22 protein-coding genes are annotated in these 15,897 nt (G+C 36.8%); 6 read left to right on the top strand and 16 right to left on the bottom strand.

The window, feature by feature from the left end; genetic code table 11:
* Positions 1 to 200 precede the first annotated feature (200 nt).
* Positions 201 to 479 (top strand): transposase, encoded by a 279-nt coding sequence (locus LB465_RS12540; protein WP_224470210.1) that lies wholly within the window; start codon positions 201 to 203, stop codon positions 477 to 479.
* Positions 476 to 1,324, top strand: coding sequence for an IS3 family transposase (locus tag LB465_RS12535; protein ID WP_224470209.1), 849 nt, complete (start codon positions 476 to 478; stop codon positions 1,322 to 1,324). The genes LB465_RS12540 and LB465_RS12535 overlap by 4 nt, the downstream gene beginning before the upstream one ends.
* A gap of 26 nt (positions 1,325 to 1,350) precedes the next feature.
* Here LB465_RS12535 and LB465_RS12530 read toward each other — a convergent pair whose 3' ends face one another.
* From LB465_RS12530 to LB465_RS18515, 9 genes are all read right to left on the bottom strand, one after another.
* The gene (locus LB465_RS12530; RefSeq protein ID WP_224470208.1) at positions 1,351 to 1,662 is read right to left on the bottom strand and encodes a hypothetical protein; all 312 of its coding nucleotides are present in this window, start codon (positions 1,660 to 1,662) and stop codon (positions 1,351 to 1,353) included.
* Positions 1,663 to 1,894: 232 nt separating this feature from the next.
* Positions 1,895 to 2,395 carry a hypothetical protein gene (locus LB465_RS12525; RefSeq protein ID WP_224470207.1) on the bottom strand — a complete coding sequence of 167 codons (501 nt, stop codon included), beginning with the start codon at positions 2,393 to 2,395 and terminating at the stop codon, positions 1,895 to 1,897.
* A gap of 42 nt (positions 2,396 to 2,437) precedes the next feature.
* Positions 2,438 to 3,619 (bottom strand): AlbA family DNA-binding domain-containing protein, encoded by a 1,182-nt coding sequence (locus tag LB465_RS12520; RefSeq protein ID WP_224470206.1) that lies wholly within the window; start codon positions 3,617 to 3,619, stop codon positions 2,438 to 2,440.
* Between the two features lie 205 nt (positions 3,620 to 3,824).
* Positions 3,825 to 4,721, bottom strand: a complete 897-nt coding sequence (locus LB465_RS12515) for a helix-turn-helix transcriptional regulator (RefSeq protein WP_224470205.1) — start codon at positions 4,719 to 4,721, stop codon at positions 3,825 to 3,827.
* A 133-nt stretch (positions 4,722 to 4,854) separates the two neighbouring features.
* A complete protein-coding gene (locus tag LB465_RS12510; protein ID WP_224470204.1) occupies positions 4,855 to 5,343 on the bottom strand; it encodes a YqiA/YcfP family alpha/beta fold hydrolase in 489 nt (162 codons plus the stop codon).
* A 1-nt stretch (position 5,344) separates the two neighbouring features.
* Positions 5,345 to 5,572, bottom strand: coding sequence for a hypothetical protein (locus tag LB465_RS12505; protein WP_224470203.1), 228 nt, complete (start codon positions 5,570 to 5,572; stop codon positions 5,345 to 5,347).
* Between the two features lie 34 nt (positions 5,573 to 5,606).
* The gene (locus LB465_RS12500; RefSeq protein ID WP_079712209.1) at positions 5,607 to 5,840 is read right to left on the bottom strand and encodes a hypothetical protein; all 234 of its coding nucleotides are present in this window, start codon (positions 5,838 to 5,840) and stop codon (positions 5,607 to 5,609) included.
* Positions 5,841 to 6,434: 594 nt separating this feature from the next.
* Positions 6,435 to 6,758, bottom strand: coding sequence for a hypothetical protein (locus LB465_RS12495; protein ID WP_224470202.1), 324 nt, complete (start codon positions 6,756 to 6,758; stop codon positions 6,435 to 6,437).
* Positions 6,752 to 6,997, bottom strand: coding sequence for a hypothetical protein (locus LB465_RS18515; RefSeq protein ID WP_394370936.1), 246 nt, complete (start codon positions 6,995 to 6,997; stop codon positions 6,752 to 6,754). Before LB465_RS18515 ends, LB465_RS12495 begins: the two co-directional genes overlap by 7 nt.
* Before the next feature lie 96 nt (positions 6,998 to 7,093).
* Here LB465_RS18515 and LB465_RS18510 point away from each other — a divergent pair, with 96 nt between their 5' ends.
* A complete protein-coding gene (locus tag LB465_RS18510; protein ID WP_394370935.1) occupies positions 7,094 to 7,363 on the top strand; it encodes a hypothetical protein in 270 nt (89 codons plus the stop codon).
* Positions 7,364 to 7,478: 115 nt separating this feature from the next.
* Here LB465_RS18510 and tnpC read toward each other — a convergent pair whose 3' ends face one another.
* The 5 genes from tnpC to LB465_RS12465 all read right to left on the bottom strand — a co-directional run bounded on the left by tnpC (position 7,479) and on the right by LB465_RS12465 (position 12,555).
* Positions 7,479 to 9,170, bottom strand: coding sequence for an IS66 family transposase (gene tnpC, locus LB465_RS12485; RefSeq protein ID WP_224470201.1), 1,692 nt, complete (start codon positions 9,168 to 9,170; stop codon positions 7,479 to 7,481).
* Positions 9,171 to 9,208: 38 nt separating this feature from the next.
* Entirely contained in the window at positions 9,209 to 9,583 is a 375-nt protein-coding gene (gene tnpB / locus LB465_RS12480) for an IS66 family insertion sequence element accessory protein TnpB (RefSeq protein ID WP_224470200.1), read from the bottom strand.
* Positions 9,584 to 9,586: 3 nt separating this feature from the next.
* Positions 9,587 to 9,871 (bottom strand): IS66 family insertion sequence element accessory protein TnpA, encoded by a 285-nt coding sequence (gene tnpA, locus LB465_RS12475; protein WP_224470199.1) that lies wholly within the window; start codon positions 9,869 to 9,871, stop codon positions 9,587 to 9,589.
* A gap of 148 nt (positions 9,872 to 10,019) precedes the next feature.
* Positions 10,020 to 11,258 (bottom strand): OmpP1/FadL family transporter, encoded by a 1,239-nt coding sequence (locus tag LB465_RS12470; protein ID WP_224470198.1) that lies wholly within the window; start codon positions 11,256 to 11,258, stop codon positions 10,020 to 10,022.
* A complete protein-coding gene (locus LB465_RS12465; protein ID WP_224470197.1) occupies positions 11,251 to 12,555 on the bottom strand; it encodes a DUF4270 family protein in 1,305 nt (434 codons plus the stop codon). Before LB465_RS12465 ends, LB465_RS12470 begins: the two co-directional genes overlap by 8 nt.
* Positions 12,556 to 12,777: 222 nt before the next feature.
* Here LB465_RS12465 and LB465_RS12460 point away from each other — a divergent pair, with 222 nt between their 5' ends.
* The 3 genes from LB465_RS12460 to LB465_RS12450 all read left to right on the top strand — a co-directional run bounded on the left by LB465_RS12460 (position 12,778) and on the right by LB465_RS12450 (position 15,152).
* The gene (locus LB465_RS12460) at positions 12,778 to 13,641 is read left to right on the top strand and encodes a DUF6268 family outer membrane beta-barrel protein (protein ID WP_224470196.1); all 864 of its coding nucleotides are present in this window, start codon (positions 12,778 to 12,780) and stop codon (positions 13,639 to 13,641) included.
* 11 nt (positions 13,642 to 13,652) lie between these two features.
* On the top strand, positions 13,653 to 14,639 hold the full coding sequence (locus LB465_RS12455) for a Kelch repeat-containing protein (RefSeq protein WP_224470195.1): 987 nt from the start codon (positions 13,653 to 13,655) through the stop codon (positions 14,637 to 14,639).
* Between the two features lie 126 nt (positions 14,640 to 14,765).
* Positions 14,766 to 15,152, top strand: coding sequence for a DUF4907 domain-containing protein (locus LB465_RS12450; RefSeq protein WP_224470194.1), 387 nt, complete (start codon positions 14,766 to 14,768; stop codon positions 15,150 to 15,152).
* A 48-nt stretch (positions 15,153 to 15,200) separates the two neighbouring features.
* On the opposite strand, the gene LB465_RS12445 is transcribed toward LB465_RS12450, so the two are convergent.
* Both LB465_RS12445 and LB465_RS18370 read right to left on the bottom strand, forming a co-directional pair.
* The gene (locus LB465_RS12445; RefSeq protein ID WP_224470193.1) at positions 15,201 to 15,455 is read right to left on the bottom strand and encodes a hypothetical protein; all 255 of its coding nucleotides are present in this window, start codon (positions 15,453 to 15,455) and stop codon (positions 15,201 to 15,203) included.
* A gap of 124 nt (positions 15,456 to 15,579) precedes the next feature.
* Positions 15,580 to 15,708 carry a hypothetical protein gene (locus LB465_RS18370; RefSeq protein WP_262902910.1) on the bottom strand — a complete coding sequence of 43 codons (129 nt, stop codon included), beginning with the start codon at positions 15,706 to 15,708 and terminating at the stop codon, positions 15,580 to 15,582.
* Positions 15,709 to 15,897 lie beyond the last annotated feature (189 nt).

Raw genomic sequence — 15,897 nt, 5'->3', positions numbered from 1 at the left:
AAAATTCTTGTCGTGCATGTTCTCTCTACAATTAAGCTTCAAAGCAAATGTATTTCTATGTAGATCAATGAAAATGTGTTCATAAATCCTTTTTTCAATATTTCTAGATTTTCCTAAATATATTGGAATCCATTCATTTAGTTCTATAATACTCCCCAAATATAGGACAGGAAATTAAGTTGTAAATTAACCCTGTCAATATGAAAACACCAAGAAGAAAATTCAGTGCCTCTTTCAAGGCTAAAGTCGCTATTGAAGCGATCAAAGATCAGACAAGTTTGCAAGAACTTGCCGCCAAATTTGAAATACATCCTACCCAAATATCCAGTTGGAAACGGGAGTTCTTAAAGAATGCCGACCTGGCCTTTGGAGCCAAATCTGAAAAAGAAGATTCCGATTCGGATACCGCGCCCCTTTACAGTAAAATCGGCCAGTTACAAGTGGAAAATGATTTTTTAAAGAAAGTCTTGGGCAAATGAGTACTACCGAAAGAAGACAGAAGGTAGTTAAATCCCATCCAAGGCTAAGTCTTGTTCAACAATGTATTATTCTTAATATTCATCGTTCCGGTCTCTATTACAAGCCCAAGAGCGAGAGTCCGCTGAATCTTAGAATAATGAAGGATATCGATGTTCAATTTTTGGAACATCCTTACTATGGAGTAGAACGCATGACCGATTACCTGAACCTTGATCTTGGGTACCATGTAAACGTCAAAAGAATAAGACGCTTGTATAAGGTTATGGGATTACAAACCATTTACAGAAAGCCTAAAACTACCATCAGAGACCCTAAAAGCTATAAGTTTCCTTATCTGCTAAAAGACCTGGTAATAGAGCGACCCAATCAGTTATGGCAGACCGATATTACTTATATTCCTATGTTTCGTGGCTTTATGTATATGAATGCAATCATTGATGTCTACAGTAGAAAAATCCTTAACTGGAGTATCTCGAACTCTATGGACAAAGAGTGGTGTATAGAACTCTTAGAGGACACTATCGTCCAATACGGGGCACCTGAGATACATAACTCCGACCAGGGAGTGCAATACACCAGCACTCAGTATATTGATGTACTTAAAAAGCATAACATACAAATATCCATGGATGGTAAAGGAAGAGCTTTAGATAATATCTACATCGAACGTTTCTGGAAGTCAATCAAATATGAAAAGATCTATTTAAATCCTCCCAACGGAGGTGTTGATCTTTATCAAATGGTAAGGCAGTATATTGAATTCTACAATACCAAGAGAAGACATACAGAAATAGGAAAAGTACCCCCTGATCAAATTTATAACCTCAAAAAAATAGCATCATAAATAATTATAAATATCTTTAAACTGTCTTACAGATGGGGAGTATTGTATTCACTATGCATTTTAATCCTTTTTTTCTTAAGATTAGGTACAAAGCGCCATTTATATTCTTCCATTTCCCATTCAGCCTGGAATTCTTCTACCCAGTCTTTAAATAATTCATGGTTGGAATTATTTTGAATCTCCACCAGGTAAATTCCTTTGGACTTTAGTTTTTCCCAAGGAATTTCTTTAGCAGTAGCCATATCAAATTCACAAATAGGCTCAAATTTTAGCTCACCTGCTATTTCTGTTAATTCACTATTTAATTCGGTAAGTTTCTGATCTAATTTTTTTAGCATAGTCAAGTAGGTTGATTATTAATTCTTTTTAAGTCCCACTAAATTTTCAATTTAAAGTAAATATCTTCTTTCGTTGAAGAGAGCGGGGGGGTAATAACTGTAAATCTAAATATTTTCTTAAAGCTTAGAATAGGGTTTCCCGTAATTATTATCGATTTCTTGAAAAAATTGAGTTTAATCAAATTTTATCGTTATCATAGAACTAGCAACTTTTATAGATGTTTAAAAAGATTTATCCAGTTAAATTTGCATAGGGTCTTTGACCAAATTGCTGAATAAAATCTACTAATAATTTTTTTTCTAAATCTCTTGGTTCACTGTCCTCTATTGGTAGCCAACAAAATATTAGATTTAAATGATGATCTAATTGCCATATAAGTCTTCCCCCATAATGGCCAACATTTTTTCCTTGTCCAAACTTTAAATATTGCTTTAATCTGCTTCTTAAAGTTGCATTACTACTTAGACCTCCAGCTTTACCTATATAGATGGTTTTACAATCTTCTACCCAATTTCTTTTTAGTTCAGCAATAGGTAAATTTGGATCCTTACCTTTAAAAAATCCACCTACTCCTTTTTCTAAAAATTCAGTTTTTTTATCTGATATATTTAAGACTAAGTAAACTCCCTTTTGATTGGGAAGTAGTTGTGGATTTAAGTTGAGTTCTTCAACACTTTTAAATCCTTTAAATCCATTTTTTTTTAGAGCTTCAATACTATTAAAATCTATCATATTATTTTAAATATTTTAGAAACCTGTTTAAGTCTTATCATATCAATTATCAGCATTATACCAATGATTTAGAATATATGTAACCATTTCTTCCACGTCTTTCAATTCTGAGGTTGAAGCACTTCTTCTGATAAAAAAATGTTTAGTGGTTTTTCGGGTATCATAATTATAATTTTTAAGAAAAACAGGTGTTCTACTTGGTTTTACTTCTATTACCAGAATTTCCGTTTCCGATACAGTTTCAAAAGAAACATTTATTAGGGAAGCAATTGTATTACTAAAATAGGTTGACATTAAATCATCTACTTTTAATCGAACCTTATCCCTATTTCCAAGAAATTTTTTATCATTTTCAATACCTTGAGGTATGCCGCTATCATTCACACCTATTATTAATAAACCACCATTCGAATTGAGAAAACCAGTAATTGTCTTTGCATTATTAAAGAAAGGTATCCGATTGGGCAATTCTGCACTAAAATTGTAAACAAGGCTGGATTTTAGTTCTACGTTATTTGTTTCTCCTCCAGCAATTATTTTTTCCCAGCTAAGATGATCGGATTCTAAAGCTTCATCATCTTCCTCATTTTTACTCATCACTTTTCGATATTCTTCTCTACTTTGCCAATTAAATGGGGTAGGGAGTATTGTTCTTACAGCACCTTCCATTTCTTCACCTGAGTCTTCATAATCTTCACCAAAATGCATTTTTCTTTTAGTATCACTATCCACTTTTACACCCGTTCTTTTATAGAGTTGCAATTCTACCATTTCCAGGTTGTCTATTAACTCTTGCGCATCTACTGAATAGGATGCAACAGTGTGGATGGGAAATACCCGATCACCATATCCAATTTCATCCATTAAATCATCATCATTAATAACAATGAGAACCTCTATCTCCTCTCTAAACTCTAAATACTCTGAAAATTTTAAAAGATAATCACTAATCTTTTCTTCAGAATCTTCATCTGTAAATAGCGGTGGCTCTGGTAGACCGGATGGACTTATAATTCTATAATTACCTCTTTCGTCTTTCTCTAGCTTTTTAGTCTTTTTTAAAAAACTGAGATATTCTTCAAATTCTTCAAAGGCTTCTTCCCTTGCCTTCAGGGGATCTGAATTAGAAAATTCCTTTTCTCTATCATGAAATTGAAGGATATTTTCCTTATCACGGGTAATTAGGTGGAATTTAACTTTGTAATAAAAAGGATAGTTAGACATAGTTAATGCTTTAATTAAGAATTTTCAATATAGTAAAATTGTTACTTCTCATTTGCTAGAAAAATCGCCTTACTTAAACCACGTCAGCTCCTTTGGGAATCCATTGATATTGGATAGCTAAGTAATATATAAACTAATAAGCGTTAATAGATTTAATCAGTGTAGTATAACTGAATGGAATCTTTTAGTTAATGGATCTGCAAACTTATTTATAATTTGAAATACTGCTTTGCAGCTCTTTCTTGATTTGGGTCTGTAAAGCTTTCGGCTCAACTACTTTTACCTGGTCGCCATAAGAGAGAATTTCCATTCTGAAATCGTAGGTGGGCCGAATAAAATAACTAAACCTGATCTCTTTTTCATTATTCAAAATCAACTTCTGGCTATGGTGCAGCGGCAATGATTCTACGTATCTTCCTTCGCGTGGGGTGAAAGAAAGAATAACTTTTACCGGGTCTTCGTTAGTGCCGTTAATAATTCCGAAGCTATTTTTAAATTCTTCGTAGGCCTGGTATTCAATATGTTTAAATTTCTCTTTGGTAATCTCCAGTTTCTGAATCCTATCCAGAGAAAAGTTTTTGATGATATCATCTTTGGTATCCTCAGCTATAAGATACCAGCGATTCCTGGCTTCCTTAAGCGCAATGGGTTTTACTTTTCGGGTACTTACAGAAGTATCCCAGAATTTGTGGTATTCAAATGCTACTTCTAAAAAATTTTGGCTGGCGTGTAATAAACCGGCTAAATGATGCGTGCCTAAAGGTTTTCTTTCCTCAAAAATTAATTGGTTTCCGAAACTTTTTGAAAGCCGAATGGCATTTAGAAGGTCAAAATTTTCCCGTAATCTTTGGGAATGCGTTTCTTCCACATCTTCAACAATAGCATATTTTTTGGTGCTGCGGTTACACTTGATTTCTATTTTATGGATAGTTTCAATGTCTTTAATATCCCTTTGAAACGTACGCTGAGAACTGAATAAATCTTCTTCAACGGCATCGGGATCATCGGCCATCATATCTTGAACTTCCTCATAACTCATAGGTCTTAACCTAAGTAGAGAAATGATCTTATAATGGCGTTTTATGGTTTGGCGTACAGACATAGGTTTTTGTTGTTTAATTGGAGTTCAAAAACGTCAATTTGAGTGATTTTTCTTTGAAAAATTTTATCGAGAACAAGTTTTTGAACTTCATTCAAAATCATTTCAGGATTTCCCTCGAACTGACGAAATGGGTTTAAGCACAAATATCTTTAAAGAATTTCTTAACCTGATGGGTGAAAATATCGATAGGTATACGATGTCCCAACTGTGGCGAAATCTGAATATCCAATTCAGATTGTTGCAGGTTTTTACTGAGAAAATTCAGGGTTTCTGCGGGATTTACTATATCATCGCTTCCTCCTAATAATATCTGTTTCGTTGAAATTCCACGTGTAAATTTGCTCTTGGTTTCGACGTTTTGGTATTTAGACAGGGGAGGGTTGAACAAAAGTGCGGGCCTGCCGATAATTTCTGAAACCGCATAGGCATTTAGCGCACCCATACTACTTCCCATTACCACGTTGAATTCGGTGGTAGGGAATTGCTTTAGAATAGTTTCTGGTTGAAAATGTTTTGTTGAATAATCTATATCGGGAGCGAACACCTGGCCGTATTTTTCCAGGATTTTTCGTTTGGGTTCCTTCAGTTTACTCTTTAATCCGTGTAAGTATAGTATATTCATATTACTTGCTTTTTTCTTGCTTGCTTAGATCAGTCCGATAAGATTTGCCGTCTTTTCCCCAATTCCAACTATCAGAAATTTCTTTTTTCTGCGGAAGATCCTCATCTGCCAGAGCTAATTTTTCTTTAATGATTCTTCTTAATTTGCGATTGGCTTTTTGCTTTTCGGCTTTTTCTGAAATAACCTTGCAATGAGAAAGAATCGGTGTTTTGCGTTTAGATCTACTCACTTTATTTAATTTGATATGGGGATGATGGCTTTTATTAGTTTTTTAATGATTGAAAATTTTTACTGAAACTCCATTCCACTTCTCCCAAGTCGATCTTATTGATATAACTCATTTCGATATAAGTATAGATATTTGGTACGCCAACATGAAGCGTAATTTCATATCCTCCGAAAGTCTCTTCTTCCAGCATTGTCCTACCTCCATATTTGATTTCTTCCTGGATATGTTGGTATTGCTCTTCGGTAAGTGTTATCTCTAATTTTCTCATCGCTATTATTTATATTGTAATACTAAGCTTAACAAGCGACAAATTATGTCGCCTTCGGTAAGATCGTCAATATTTTTGGAGAATAAACAGTAAAAATTTTTTATAAGGTCCGCTATCAGAATTTGATCGTCCATAATTGGCCATAATCGGCCGCAATCGGGTGAATTTCGGTTTTTTTCGTTCAAAAATTAATTTGAACAAAAAACGAATGATCTCAATATTTATAAATGTTAACATTCTCTAGTCTAGGTATAGGCATAAAGTAAATAATCATTTTACGAGACTCCAGTCTCTTAAACTATACTTACTCAGATTCAATTACAATGGTTACGTAGCATTTTAACCATTTATTGTCACTATTAAAATTAACCTCATAATTTTTCACAATGGCTCCCCATAGTTTTTATTCGTACTAGTATGCAAGTTGTCCCGGTTATGGGACGGTGAATTAGACTTTAGATCTTTTTTTATTTTGTCAGCCTTAGCATCCAACCTCGGGCACAGGCTTGCCAATTTGTAATTGGATTTTTACCATTTAATTTCCAACCAATGGATTTACAAAAATTATTGAATTTTTTAGCTTCCAGGGAACTTCTATTTTTTCTTGAAATAGTCAATAACCACTTGTTCATTTTCTGGACAAGTTGTTTTAAAAGAGTTTATTATATGTTTACTCTTATGTTTATTATTAGAGACCAATTTTTGGACAGGTACCTGTTCAGAAACTGGATAGGTCCTGTTCATTTTTTGATCAGGTAGGGTATCAAATCTGAACATCTCAATGAGGGATCCCATTTGCGGATTAGTGGTGGGATGGTATTGAAGGTACTGCCAGGCTTTTAGATAGCAAAGTAGTTTGTGGTAGGTCGTCCTGGAACGTATTTTAGCCAGTGCCATCACCTCTTTACTATTTAGCATAATGATTTTTGGAAAATGTTTCTGATTCCATAACTCGAAAAAGGCGAGATATAAACTGCGGTGAGAGGCCGAGATATTGTCGTCATCAGCGAATTTTCGGAATATACAGTTAAGGTGACTAATGTAATTGACCGCGCCCATTTAAGGTTTCTTAAGCCTGGAAAATATTGTTTTGGATCCTTACTCAACATCTTTTTGGCAACATAGCTTTCTACATAATTCCGGTCGTATTTGAACATCTTGTCAAAAGCCTTTTCAGAATTCTGAAAAAGCGATCCCGCTCAAACCCTCGTTTTACCACTTTACCATGCATCTTAACTTCCAAAGCTTTGTATATGCTACCGGGGGAAGGCTGTAGGTATTTGAAGCATCTGGTTAATATACCAATTCCGGAAGTATCTTTATACAACTCAGTTAGAGTTTCTGAAAGTTTAGTTGACAAGAATCCATCAGATTTGAACTATCATTATTCCCTACTTTCAATTTATTTGAGAGATACCAGGTATAAAGACAAGTTTATAAAGATAAAAGACAACATACTTAAAAACTTTAAAACTGACGAAGAAGAAAGAATGAAATTTGAAGTTCTTAATTATGAAGAATAAAGCACTAAACGTTAACAAAGACGTATAAAAAATTTCTTGTTTCTGGTTTTGGAAAGTATGCAGTCGGCTAAGTACCTCGCGATAAATTGGGTATAATTTTGTAAGCATTTTTTGCTTATTTACCCAGCTGTAATTTTTTGTAATTCTGGGGATAGAGATTCTTAATATCCTTGTACTTGATGGTCATGATATTTTCCAAGGTATATTTTAACCACTCATAGGGATTCACCTCGTGCTTTTTACAAATAGCAAAGAAGGAATAGATTGCTGCAGCTCTTTGAGCAGCCTTATGAGATCCAGCAAATAGGTAGTTTTTTCTTCCCACAGCAACCGGGCGGATTTTTCCTTCAATTTGATTATTATCTATAAATAAATTTCCGTCATACAGGTAAGCACACAGCGCATCCCACCTGGAGACGCTATAGGCAAGGGCTTTTCCTATCAGGCTCTTAGGCAAGGTAGCCTTAAGCTGCCCAGTCATCCATTTTCCCAACTCGTTGATTATGGGAAGTGCTTCTTTAAGCCGTAGCTCCTTAGTTTGCTTTGGATTCAGGTTCGCCTCTTTGATTTTTCTTTCAATGGCATATAATTTTTGGATCTCCCCCAGGGCATATTTTGCCCTTTGCGGATCATTTTCCAAAGCCCGTTCATGGTAACGTCTAGCGTGTGCCCAGCATCCCAGATGGGTCACCCCTTTCTTTTTTGCATAATGATCATAGACTGCATACCCATCGGTCTGAAGGTAGCCCTTAAAATCTTTAAGCATGGCTTCGGGTGCCTTTTGCCCACGGCCAGGCTGGTAGTCAAAGACTACATTTCCATCGATGGGACTGTGATATACCCAATAAAATCCCAGATGAGTTTTTCCTTTTTTCCCTTCATCCTGCACCTTTATCGTGGTTTCATCAACCTGCAAGTAACCTCGTGATTTTACATCGGCTCTGAGTTCTTCAAAGAGCGGAACAATCCGATCAATCCCCCTGGCACACCATCCGTTCATAGAGGAAGGAGCAATGGGCACCTTTTCTCTTTTAAAGCGCTCAAGCTGCCGGTGAAGCGGCATATGGTCACAGTATTTATCAACTAATAGAGACGTTATCAGTCCTGATCCTGGAATACCTTTATCGATCACCCGCTCAGGAAGTTCTCCGATGATTACCCCTTCTCCGGATTTGTGAGCGTATTTATACCGGATATATCTGCGAATAAAAAATCGTGCAGGCTCGTATTCCAGTTCATCGGTCTCTTCCTGGCCGATACATTTCATCTGGGAGATATCTCCCTCTGGATAGATCTTCACTTCCTCTACCGGAAGATGATCCGGAAGGGGCTGACGCCCTTTATGAGTAGCATTTTTCTGCTTACGCTGGTAGGTAATCTTTTCTGTAAAGGCCTCTTCTCGTTTTTCAAGATCCTGGGCAGTAGCCTCAAAAGGCAGGGCCAACTGATCCTTATCTTCAAAACGCTCACGTTTCTGACCAAACTGCATTCTACGGAACATCTCCAGCTGGCTCTCCAGGTAGGCTACTTTTTCCTCCAGTACTCCGGACTTACTCAAATAGTTACGAAGATGCTCATCAGCCTGGGCGAGTTCCTTATCTTTTTGCTTTAACTCCTTAGCCTGTTGTTTTAGCTCTCTGGTTTTTTGTTTTAATTCTTTAGCTTTTTGGAGTGAATCGTCCTTTTGTAGCGCTAATTCCTGCTGAGATTTTTGAAGCTCTTTTTTATGGAATGTCGCCTGCGCTGATTGCTCTTCTAAAAGGGCCAGCAGCTGTTGTTTTGAAAGGGTTTCCAGGGATTTTTCCATAGCATAAAAGTACGGATTCCCCTGCTTTTTTACAACAATTATTTTGTGTTTTTATCAGTAAAATCAAGGGGTTCAGGAGGATTATACCGGCTAAGGTGACGCAGCTTTTCTGCCTTGATTCCCTCGATCATCAGCACCAGCTGACTCCAACTAACACTGCCTGACTGGAGCACTTTGGGAAGCGAGAACGTTCCTTTCTCAAGGCGTTTATAATAGATGACAAAGCCCCCGGATTCCCAGTGCAGGAGTTTGATATGAGTGGCCCTGCGATTGATGAAGATAAAGACATCGCCACTGATGGGATCCTTTCCCATCTTGGCGGTGACCAATCCCGATAGGCCTTGAAAACCCTTCCTCATATCACAGGGCTGGCTAAAGAGGTAGTACCGATTGGAGGAACTTAAACTAAACATGGATTACAGGTTTACAAGAGCCGCTAATTGGTTTAAACCAATCCCGGAGACTTCTAGCTGTACTCCATTAGGATATTTCAGTCGATATTGAGCGTGGAAGGCATCAGTTTTACCTGGAGTGATCTCCAAAAATCCATCCGGAGCTTCCGATTTGCTGTTCTTCCATTTTTTGAACCAGTAATAAAAATTACTCCGTATGATCCCATGGTTGTGACAAAAATCCTTTTTACTTAAACCACTAACTTCCCATTCCTGAATTAACTCAAACATATAGGCTTGCTTATCCATCTCTTTTTTGGAGGCAAGCTAGAATTTATCTTAAGTTTATACCAGATGTACTTAGCCAACCGGATACTTTGGAAAAAGGTGATTTTCATTTTTAAAAAAGTAAGGATCACGCCTACAAGTCTGCGTGGTAAGGTCATCCTTTATTTTCTTAATTGAACTTTCGCTTTACAAACCATATATCCTGTAGGCTTATATTTAAGCTTAATGTATGATAATTTTCCTGTATAAGCCCGTCACTCACTATACCTTTTTTTCCGTAAGAATACATAAGATTAAACATAGAACTACTTCTTGTGTTCAAAGGCAAGCCAAGTCCCACATTTATTGAATAATTGTGGGTTTTAATACCTGAGACTTCCAGGTTCCCGCTATCATAGTTCATACCTAAACGATATTGAATATGGTTGGTATATCGCAGGGGATTGCCCCGGGGTAAAAACTCGAGCCCCAAACCAATAAAATCCCGATCCACATAAGTTCCAAGATTGTCAGATTGGTTAGTAGCAGTCCAAAACTCCCTGGTATAGTCTGCAGAAACGGTAAGTTCCTCGCTCAGATTAGAGCTTATGCCCAAGCCAATATCCAGTGGAAGAGAAAAATCGGATATATTATTTTCGTCACTACTACTGGCAACCTGGGTATTTTGTTGATATTGATAAACAGTTTGATTTTGGGATGCTCCAAGATTGGTAGGGGAATTTACGACGGCGCCAAAGCTTATATTTTCCGAAGCATCATATTGAACCCCGAATACTGCTTTGAATCCCGAGTAATAGTTTTGTTCAATCAGCTCCAAGGTATTATTACCGATATAATTGGTTTCGTATTCAGTAATTTTTCCAAATAGAACCTCACCTGAAATACCTAATCTTAATTTTTTACCCAGGGATATCCCATAGTTTATAGCTAACTCATTAATACCACCATAACCATCGATTGACGTATAATAGGCTTCTGATGAGCCTTCAATATTGTTTTGGAGGCTAGTGAAATTATAACCTACATCCGTATATGGTAGTAAGCTAAGACCCACCCCGGATTTCTCGTTTATAGGCAAAGCGAAAGCAATGTTAGAGAAATTCCCGTTGGTTTTACGATCCTCATTACCTGCTTCACTAAGATTATTTATCTGATAGTTAATACCAACATCAAAGAAAAAATGGTTTTGAGGTATTGCTCCGTAAGAAGCCGGATTCAAATTATTCATCATAGTGGAAGAGGGGAGCGCAATGCCCGTACCACCAAGACCATTGGTTTTCCCGGTATTTAATAAATTTTTCTCTCCAAGGCCATACAGAGAATATGGGGAATTCGTCAGGGTGTTGGATTGCGAGAAGCTTTTAACAAACACAAAAGAGAAGACAATTATATATAAGTATTTATTCATCGTATAAAGCATAGGTTAACTCAAGTTTCATTCTACGATCTCCGGGTGCCTTCTCACCATAAAAAATATAGCCGTCTACAGAAGAACTGAAATCCTGCCCATACATAATTAGATACCAATTATTACCGTTTGGGTCGCTTGCTTTGGAATCCAGGTAGTATTTAAGGGGGACACTATAACTTATGATATTGAATTCCTGACTTTCCTGATGGATCTCCCCGGTAACAGTAGTCTGGTTATAATCATAAAGGTTTCCTATTATATCCGAATGCTGGTTTATTATATAGAATTGAAGGGAGTTGCTTGGAGAACTCAGCTTATTGTCCCGGGTTTTTAGATAGATTTTTAAATTGGCATCCATTATGGTTCCTTCTCCCTGGATATTATTTAAAGCTTCCATATTCGGAAAATCAATTCTCGTGGCGATACCTGTTCCACCCTGGATAAACGTTTGATTGTCACTATCCAGACTGGATAGATAACTGTTTTGGGAAAGACTGTCCAGCAAACTCCCCGCGTTATTAGAAGAAATATGGTTAAAGCTGTCGGATTCGTTAAAATTCAAATCCAAGGTCTTTTCTTCAGAATCAACTTCTGCGCTAATAGAATAATATAATCTTAAGGAACTTTCTCTGGAAAATCCTAAAACACCAGTATTCTCACGATCGGGGACTATACTAATCCCTCTATATTCTCTCATAAAATCCTCAGTATTGGTGAGGTCCTTGTTCTTTATTTTTTCAAAGATCCCCTCCCCAAAATTATAATCTATAGTAATATGCAAGGAGTCATTTAAAGTTGGATAGGGTTTAAAATTTTTGACTCCAATTGCGTTTTCCGCCACTTTGAAACTGGTTGTATTGTAAAAGTCTTCTCCATCATTATCCACTTTCTCCAAAATTTCATAAACATTAAAAACCTGGTTTTGTAAGGTGTCGTTATAGGCGTAGCCATCATAATTAAGTATGAGTGCTACCGAATCCAGTTCTGCTTCACTATCTATAGTATATGTAGATGGGTAAATCGGGGCAAATACCTTGCTCTCAATATAGCCGAAATCTTCATCCGTATAAGCTCCTATCAATAGCCTGTTGGATCCTGAAACGGATAGCGAATCGAATTTGAAAGTAGAAGAATTTACGGTCAGGGTATCTATGAAATACACTTTGGTATTACTATTAATCCAGTTATCGGCGACTTCGCTTATGTCACTATCTTCTGAACAGGAGAATAATAAAAAAGCACTGATGAAGAGTATGCTAATTATTATAGGGTTTCTTTGAATATGAAATTTCATGTAGTAATAAAGTTTCGGTGAAACTATTCAGACAGGTTGTTTAAACAAAAGATTATATATAAATGAGAAGGAATCAGGGTTAAAGGAAAGTTTTTTATCTATAAACATCAGACATATGTTTAATGTGAGCAAATAGCAAATTTGTCGATTGAAAGATGCTGTTTGTATATCGTTTTTTTTTAAAGACTGGTTAAAAAGTAGGTTTGACAAAAATTATGGATAATGCTTAAAAGATTAGTAATGATTCTTATACTAATTAAAGGAACAACCTTTTACTCCCAAATATTTGAAAACAAGATTGTAGCGAATTACACGCTTGTTCCTTCAGGGGAGGAAATGGGATCGTCCAGAAGCAATATTTCCTACATACTGGGATTGAATGCCGGTAATTTTAATATTGATAACAAGTTGGGGATTGGAGTTAATAACTTATCCTATCCTATGGATGCTTCATTTAATACAACAGGACTGGAAACCTTCTATCGTTTTCATAATTATACAGCGATAGGTTACCGGTTTTCCCGGTATTGGAAATTAGAAGTTGATAGTGATATTTCCCTTGCTTCAAATTTAAAAGGTGAGTTAACCAGTGAAAAATTTCTGCTAAATGGGGGCCTTGCTATTACTCGTGATTTTGGTACGGTAGAATTACCCGCTTATGTAAAGTTTGGCCTTGGTTATTATACATTTCTAGGCGTGCCTAAAATATTACCCCGGGTTTTATTCTATAAGAAATTTAATAAAACCCTGGCCTTAGGCATTGGTTTTCCTAAAACAGAAATTACCTACCAACTGGATAGAAACAATTCCCTTCAAGGGAATCTTGAATTTAAAGGGATGTATGCAAACGTTCATCATTCTTCCAGACTAACATCCAGTATTTCAAACATGGTCTGGTCTTCCAATACGACGAGTCTTAAATTTCAGCATAGAATAGACAATACCTGGTCTTTTGATTTAAACTTAGGCTATGGGTTTTCAGATGAATATAAGTTTATAGATCACCTGGGAAATGAAACCTATACCATTAATAATGAATCATTCTTCCTGGGAACCGGTATTATACTTAATCTAAATAATAAATAAATATGATAAAAATGCAGCGTAAAATAAAGTATTTGATTACGGCCGCCTTACTAGGCCTCATCCTTACCGGTTGTTCCGATGATGATGATGATTTTGAAAGAGGAAACTGGGTGTCTCGTTCAGTTTTTGATGGCGTACCACGGAGCAATGCGATAGGATTTACTATAGATCAAAAAGGATATATGGGAACCGGGTACGATGGCGATGATTATATGGATGATTTCTGGGAGTACAATATTGAGGGTAATTATTGGGTTCAAAAAGCGGATTTCCCGGGAACTCCCAGGACAGCAGCAGTTGGGTTTGCCACAGCAGGAAAAGGATACCTGGGTGTAGGGTATGACGGAATAGATGAACTGGATGATTTCTGGGAATACGATCCCGCAACAAATACGTGGAACCAAAAAGCTGATTTTATGGGTGGTTCGCGTAGGGAGGCCATAGGGTTTGGTGCTGAAGGAAGGGGATATGTAGGAACCGGTTATGACGGTAAGAACGATCGTAAGGATTTTTACAAATATGATCCTGGTACCGACAAGTGGAGTGAAGTGGTAGGTTTCGGCGGCGATAAAAGAAGAGGAGCCACATCCTTCTCTATAGACGGACTGGTTTATTTGGGGACAGGAGAAAGCAATGGAATCTACCAAACAGATTTTTGGGTTTTCGATCCTTCCACGGAGGTTTTTAGTCCTCTTAATGACCTGGATGAAGAAGATGATTATTATGTGACGCGTTCTTATGCGGTAGGGTTTGAAATGGAGGGGCTTGGCTATATTGCAACAGGTTATAGCGGTGGTGCGCTTTCTACGATTTGGGAATATGATCCTTTGGATGACACTTGGGAAGAAATTACGCAATTAGAAGGAACCGCACGTCAGGATGCTACTTATTTCTCTACCGGTGATCGCGCTTATATTTCTATGGGAAGATCCGGTAGTCTATACCTGGATGATATTTATGAATTATATCCCCAACAGGAATATGATGACGAAGATTAGTTTTATGTTGTTTTTGGTTTTTTAATTGGTTGTTAAATTTTCTCTAGGTTGAGTCGGAAAAACTCAAAGCACAAATACCACGCGCCCCCGGTTAGTTGCTTTGGGTTTTTCTTTAATTTTTTATATATGAAATTAGATAAAATAAGTACGGTGTTTGCTAGTATCTGTATGGTTGGTCTATCCGTTTATTTTCTTAATTCCGGCAACTTAACGGATCTGACTTCAAATAATTTTAGTATCGTGGTACACCGGGTTAATTCCGGCTACGGGTATACCATTTCAGAAGGAGCCCATCTTTTAATTAAACAAGATTTCATCCCCGCAATACAAAATGAGATACCATTTCCCAATTATGATATTGCGAGATCATCTGCAAGGCTGGTGGTTAAAAAAATTACTCGAGGCCAACAACCAGCCCTTACCCTTGAAGAATTACAGGAAATTGGTTTGGATTTAAATCGGAATGAGACTGGTATTACATCAGGCCTTCCAATCCAATCTTTATGTCCGTAAAGCCTATGAGGACCGCGGTGTAAAATACGCCAAATTCAAGTGAAGGTTTTAAAAACCTGAGGCATTTAGTGTACTACTGAGCTTAGGATTTTGGTAAGCGCCCTTATATTTGTGCATCCAGATTTTTTCCGCTGGTGTTAAGTATAATTTCCATTCTCTGGATTTTATTTCTTTAAAAGCATCCGAAGGTTCATTTTCAACTAACCAGTTCTTAAATTTTTCTTCCTGTTTATTTCCCCAAAGCCACTCTGTAACGAATTGTATTGACGCTCTTTTCCCCCGGTAGTTTAAAGACAAACCCATAATTACAATTAAGTTGTACTGTATCCGGTGGACATTCTTCCAGGGGATATCCCCGGTGATCTTTTCGAAAATTGTGTAAGTAGGTGTTCAACAATATAAATTCAAACTTTCTTCTATATCGCTATTACTTCCTAATATTGCGATCTATAAGGAAGTATTGAGATCCCTTCCGGCCGGCACGCATCAGTATTTCAGGTAATGGCTTATCCAGATCTTTTGATTTTATTTCCCATACCACACTTCTCCGGGCCATAAGAATCACGGTAGTTTCGATTATCGGATTTGGGTGTGATTATAGCCTGGATGACTAAGGGTTAACTTCGCGCTTTTAATTCATATAACGCAGAACGTATATCCGGTTTTTAAAAAATTCGTTGAGGTCATCAACGTTTATATCCTACTGTAAAAATTCATCCTGGATAAATTTTCTTTTTCGTGCCGT

The organism is Salegentibacter lacus (genome assembly GCF_020164555.1).
Lineage (GTDB): Bacteria > Bacteroidota > Bacteroidia > Flavobacteriales > Flavobacteriaceae > Salegentibacter > Salegentibacter lacus.
The sequence above is the reverse complement of the archived record's forward strand: the minus strand, read 5'-3'. Positions and strand labels throughout refer to the sequence as shown.

What these genes read in the sequence shown, in the direction of transcription:
- tnpB (WP_224470200.1), bottom strand. Translation starts at nt 9,583, where the DNA reads ATGTTTAGTTTAAGTTCCTCCAATCGGTACTACCTCTTTAGCCAGCCC.
- LB465_RS12535 (WP_224470209.1), top strand. Translation starts at nt 476, where the DNA reads ATGAGTACTACCGAAAGAAGACAGAAGGTAGTTAAATCCCATCCAAGG.
- LB465_RS12455 (WP_224470195.1), top strand. Translation starts at nt 13,653, where the DNA reads ATGCAGCGTAAAATAAAGTATTTGATTACGGCCGCCTTACTAGGCCTC.
- LB465_RS12465 (WP_224470197.1), bottom strand. Translation starts at nt 12,555, where the DNA reads ATGAAATTTCATATTCAAAGAAACCCTATAATAATTAGCATACTCTTC.
- LB465_RS12470 (WP_224470198.1), bottom strand. Translation starts at nt 11,258, where the DNA reads ATGAATAAATACTTATATATAATTGTCTTCTCTTTTGTGTTTGTTAAA.
- LB465_RS18515 (WP_394370936.1), bottom strand. Translation starts at nt 6,997, where the DNA reads ATGTTCAAATACGACCGGAATTATGTAGAAAGCTATGTTGCCAAAAAG.
- tnpA (WP_224470199.1), bottom strand. Translation starts at nt 9,871, where the DNA reads ATGGATAAGCAAGCCTATATGTTTGAGTTAATTCAGGAATGGGAAGTT.
- LB465_RS12520 (WP_224470206.1), bottom strand. Translation starts at nt 3,619, where the DNA reads ATGTCTAACTATCCTTTTTATTACAAAGTTAAATTCCACCTAATTACC.
- LB465_RS12495 (WP_224470202.1), bottom strand. Translation starts at nt 6,758, where the DNA reads ATGCTAAATAGTAAAGAGGTGATGGCACTGGCTAAAATACGTTCCAGG.
- LB465_RS12530 (WP_224470208.1), bottom strand. Translation starts at nt 1,662, where the DNA reads ATGCTAAAAAAATTAGATCAGAAACTTACCGAATTAAATAGTGAATTA.
- LB465_RS12515 (WP_224470205.1), bottom strand. Translation starts at nt 4,721, where the DNA reads ATGTCTGTACGCCAAACCATAAAACGCCATTATAAGATCATTTCTCTA.
- LB465_RS12540 (WP_224470210.1), top strand. Translation starts at nt 201, where the DNA reads ATGAAAACACCAAGAAGAAAATTCAGTGCCTCTTTCAAGGCTAAAGTC.
- LB465_RS12510 (WP_224470204.1), bottom strand. Translation starts at nt 5,343, where the DNA reads ATGAATATACTATACTTACACGGATTAAAGAGTAAACTGAAGGAACCC.
- LB465_RS12445 (WP_224470193.1), bottom strand. Translation starts at nt 15,455, where the DNA reads ATGGGTTTGTCTTTAAACTACCGGGGGAAAAGAGCGTCAATACAATTC.
- LB465_RS12450 (WP_224470194.1), top strand. Translation starts at nt 14,766, where the DNA reads ATGAAATTAGATAAAATAAGTACGGTGTTTGCTAGTATCTGTATGGTT.
- LB465_RS12525 (WP_224470207.1), bottom strand. Translation starts at nt 2,395, where the DNA reads ATGATAGATTTTAATAGTATTGAAGCTCTAAAAAAAAATGGATTTAAA.
- tnpC (WP_224470201.1), bottom strand. Translation starts at nt 9,170, where the DNA reads ATGGAAAAATCCCTGGAAACCCTTTCAAAACAACAGCTGCTGGCCCTT.
- LB465_RS18510 (WP_394370935.1), top strand. Translation starts at nt 7,094, where the DNA reads ATGCTACCGGGGGAAGGCTGTAGGTATTTGAAGCATCTGGTTAATATA.
- LB465_RS12500 (WP_079712209.1), bottom strand. Translation starts at nt 5,840, where the DNA reads ATGAGAAAATTAGAGATAACACTTACCGAAGAGCAATACCAACATATC.
- LB465_RS18370 (WP_262902910.1), bottom strand. Translation starts at nt 15,708, where the DNA reads ATGGCCCGGAGAAGTGTGGTATGGGAAATAAAATCAAAAGATCTGGAT.
- LB465_RS12460 (WP_224470196.1), top strand. Translation starts at nt 12,778, where the DNA reads ATGCTTAAAAGATTAGTAATGATTCTTATACTAATTAAAGGAACAACC.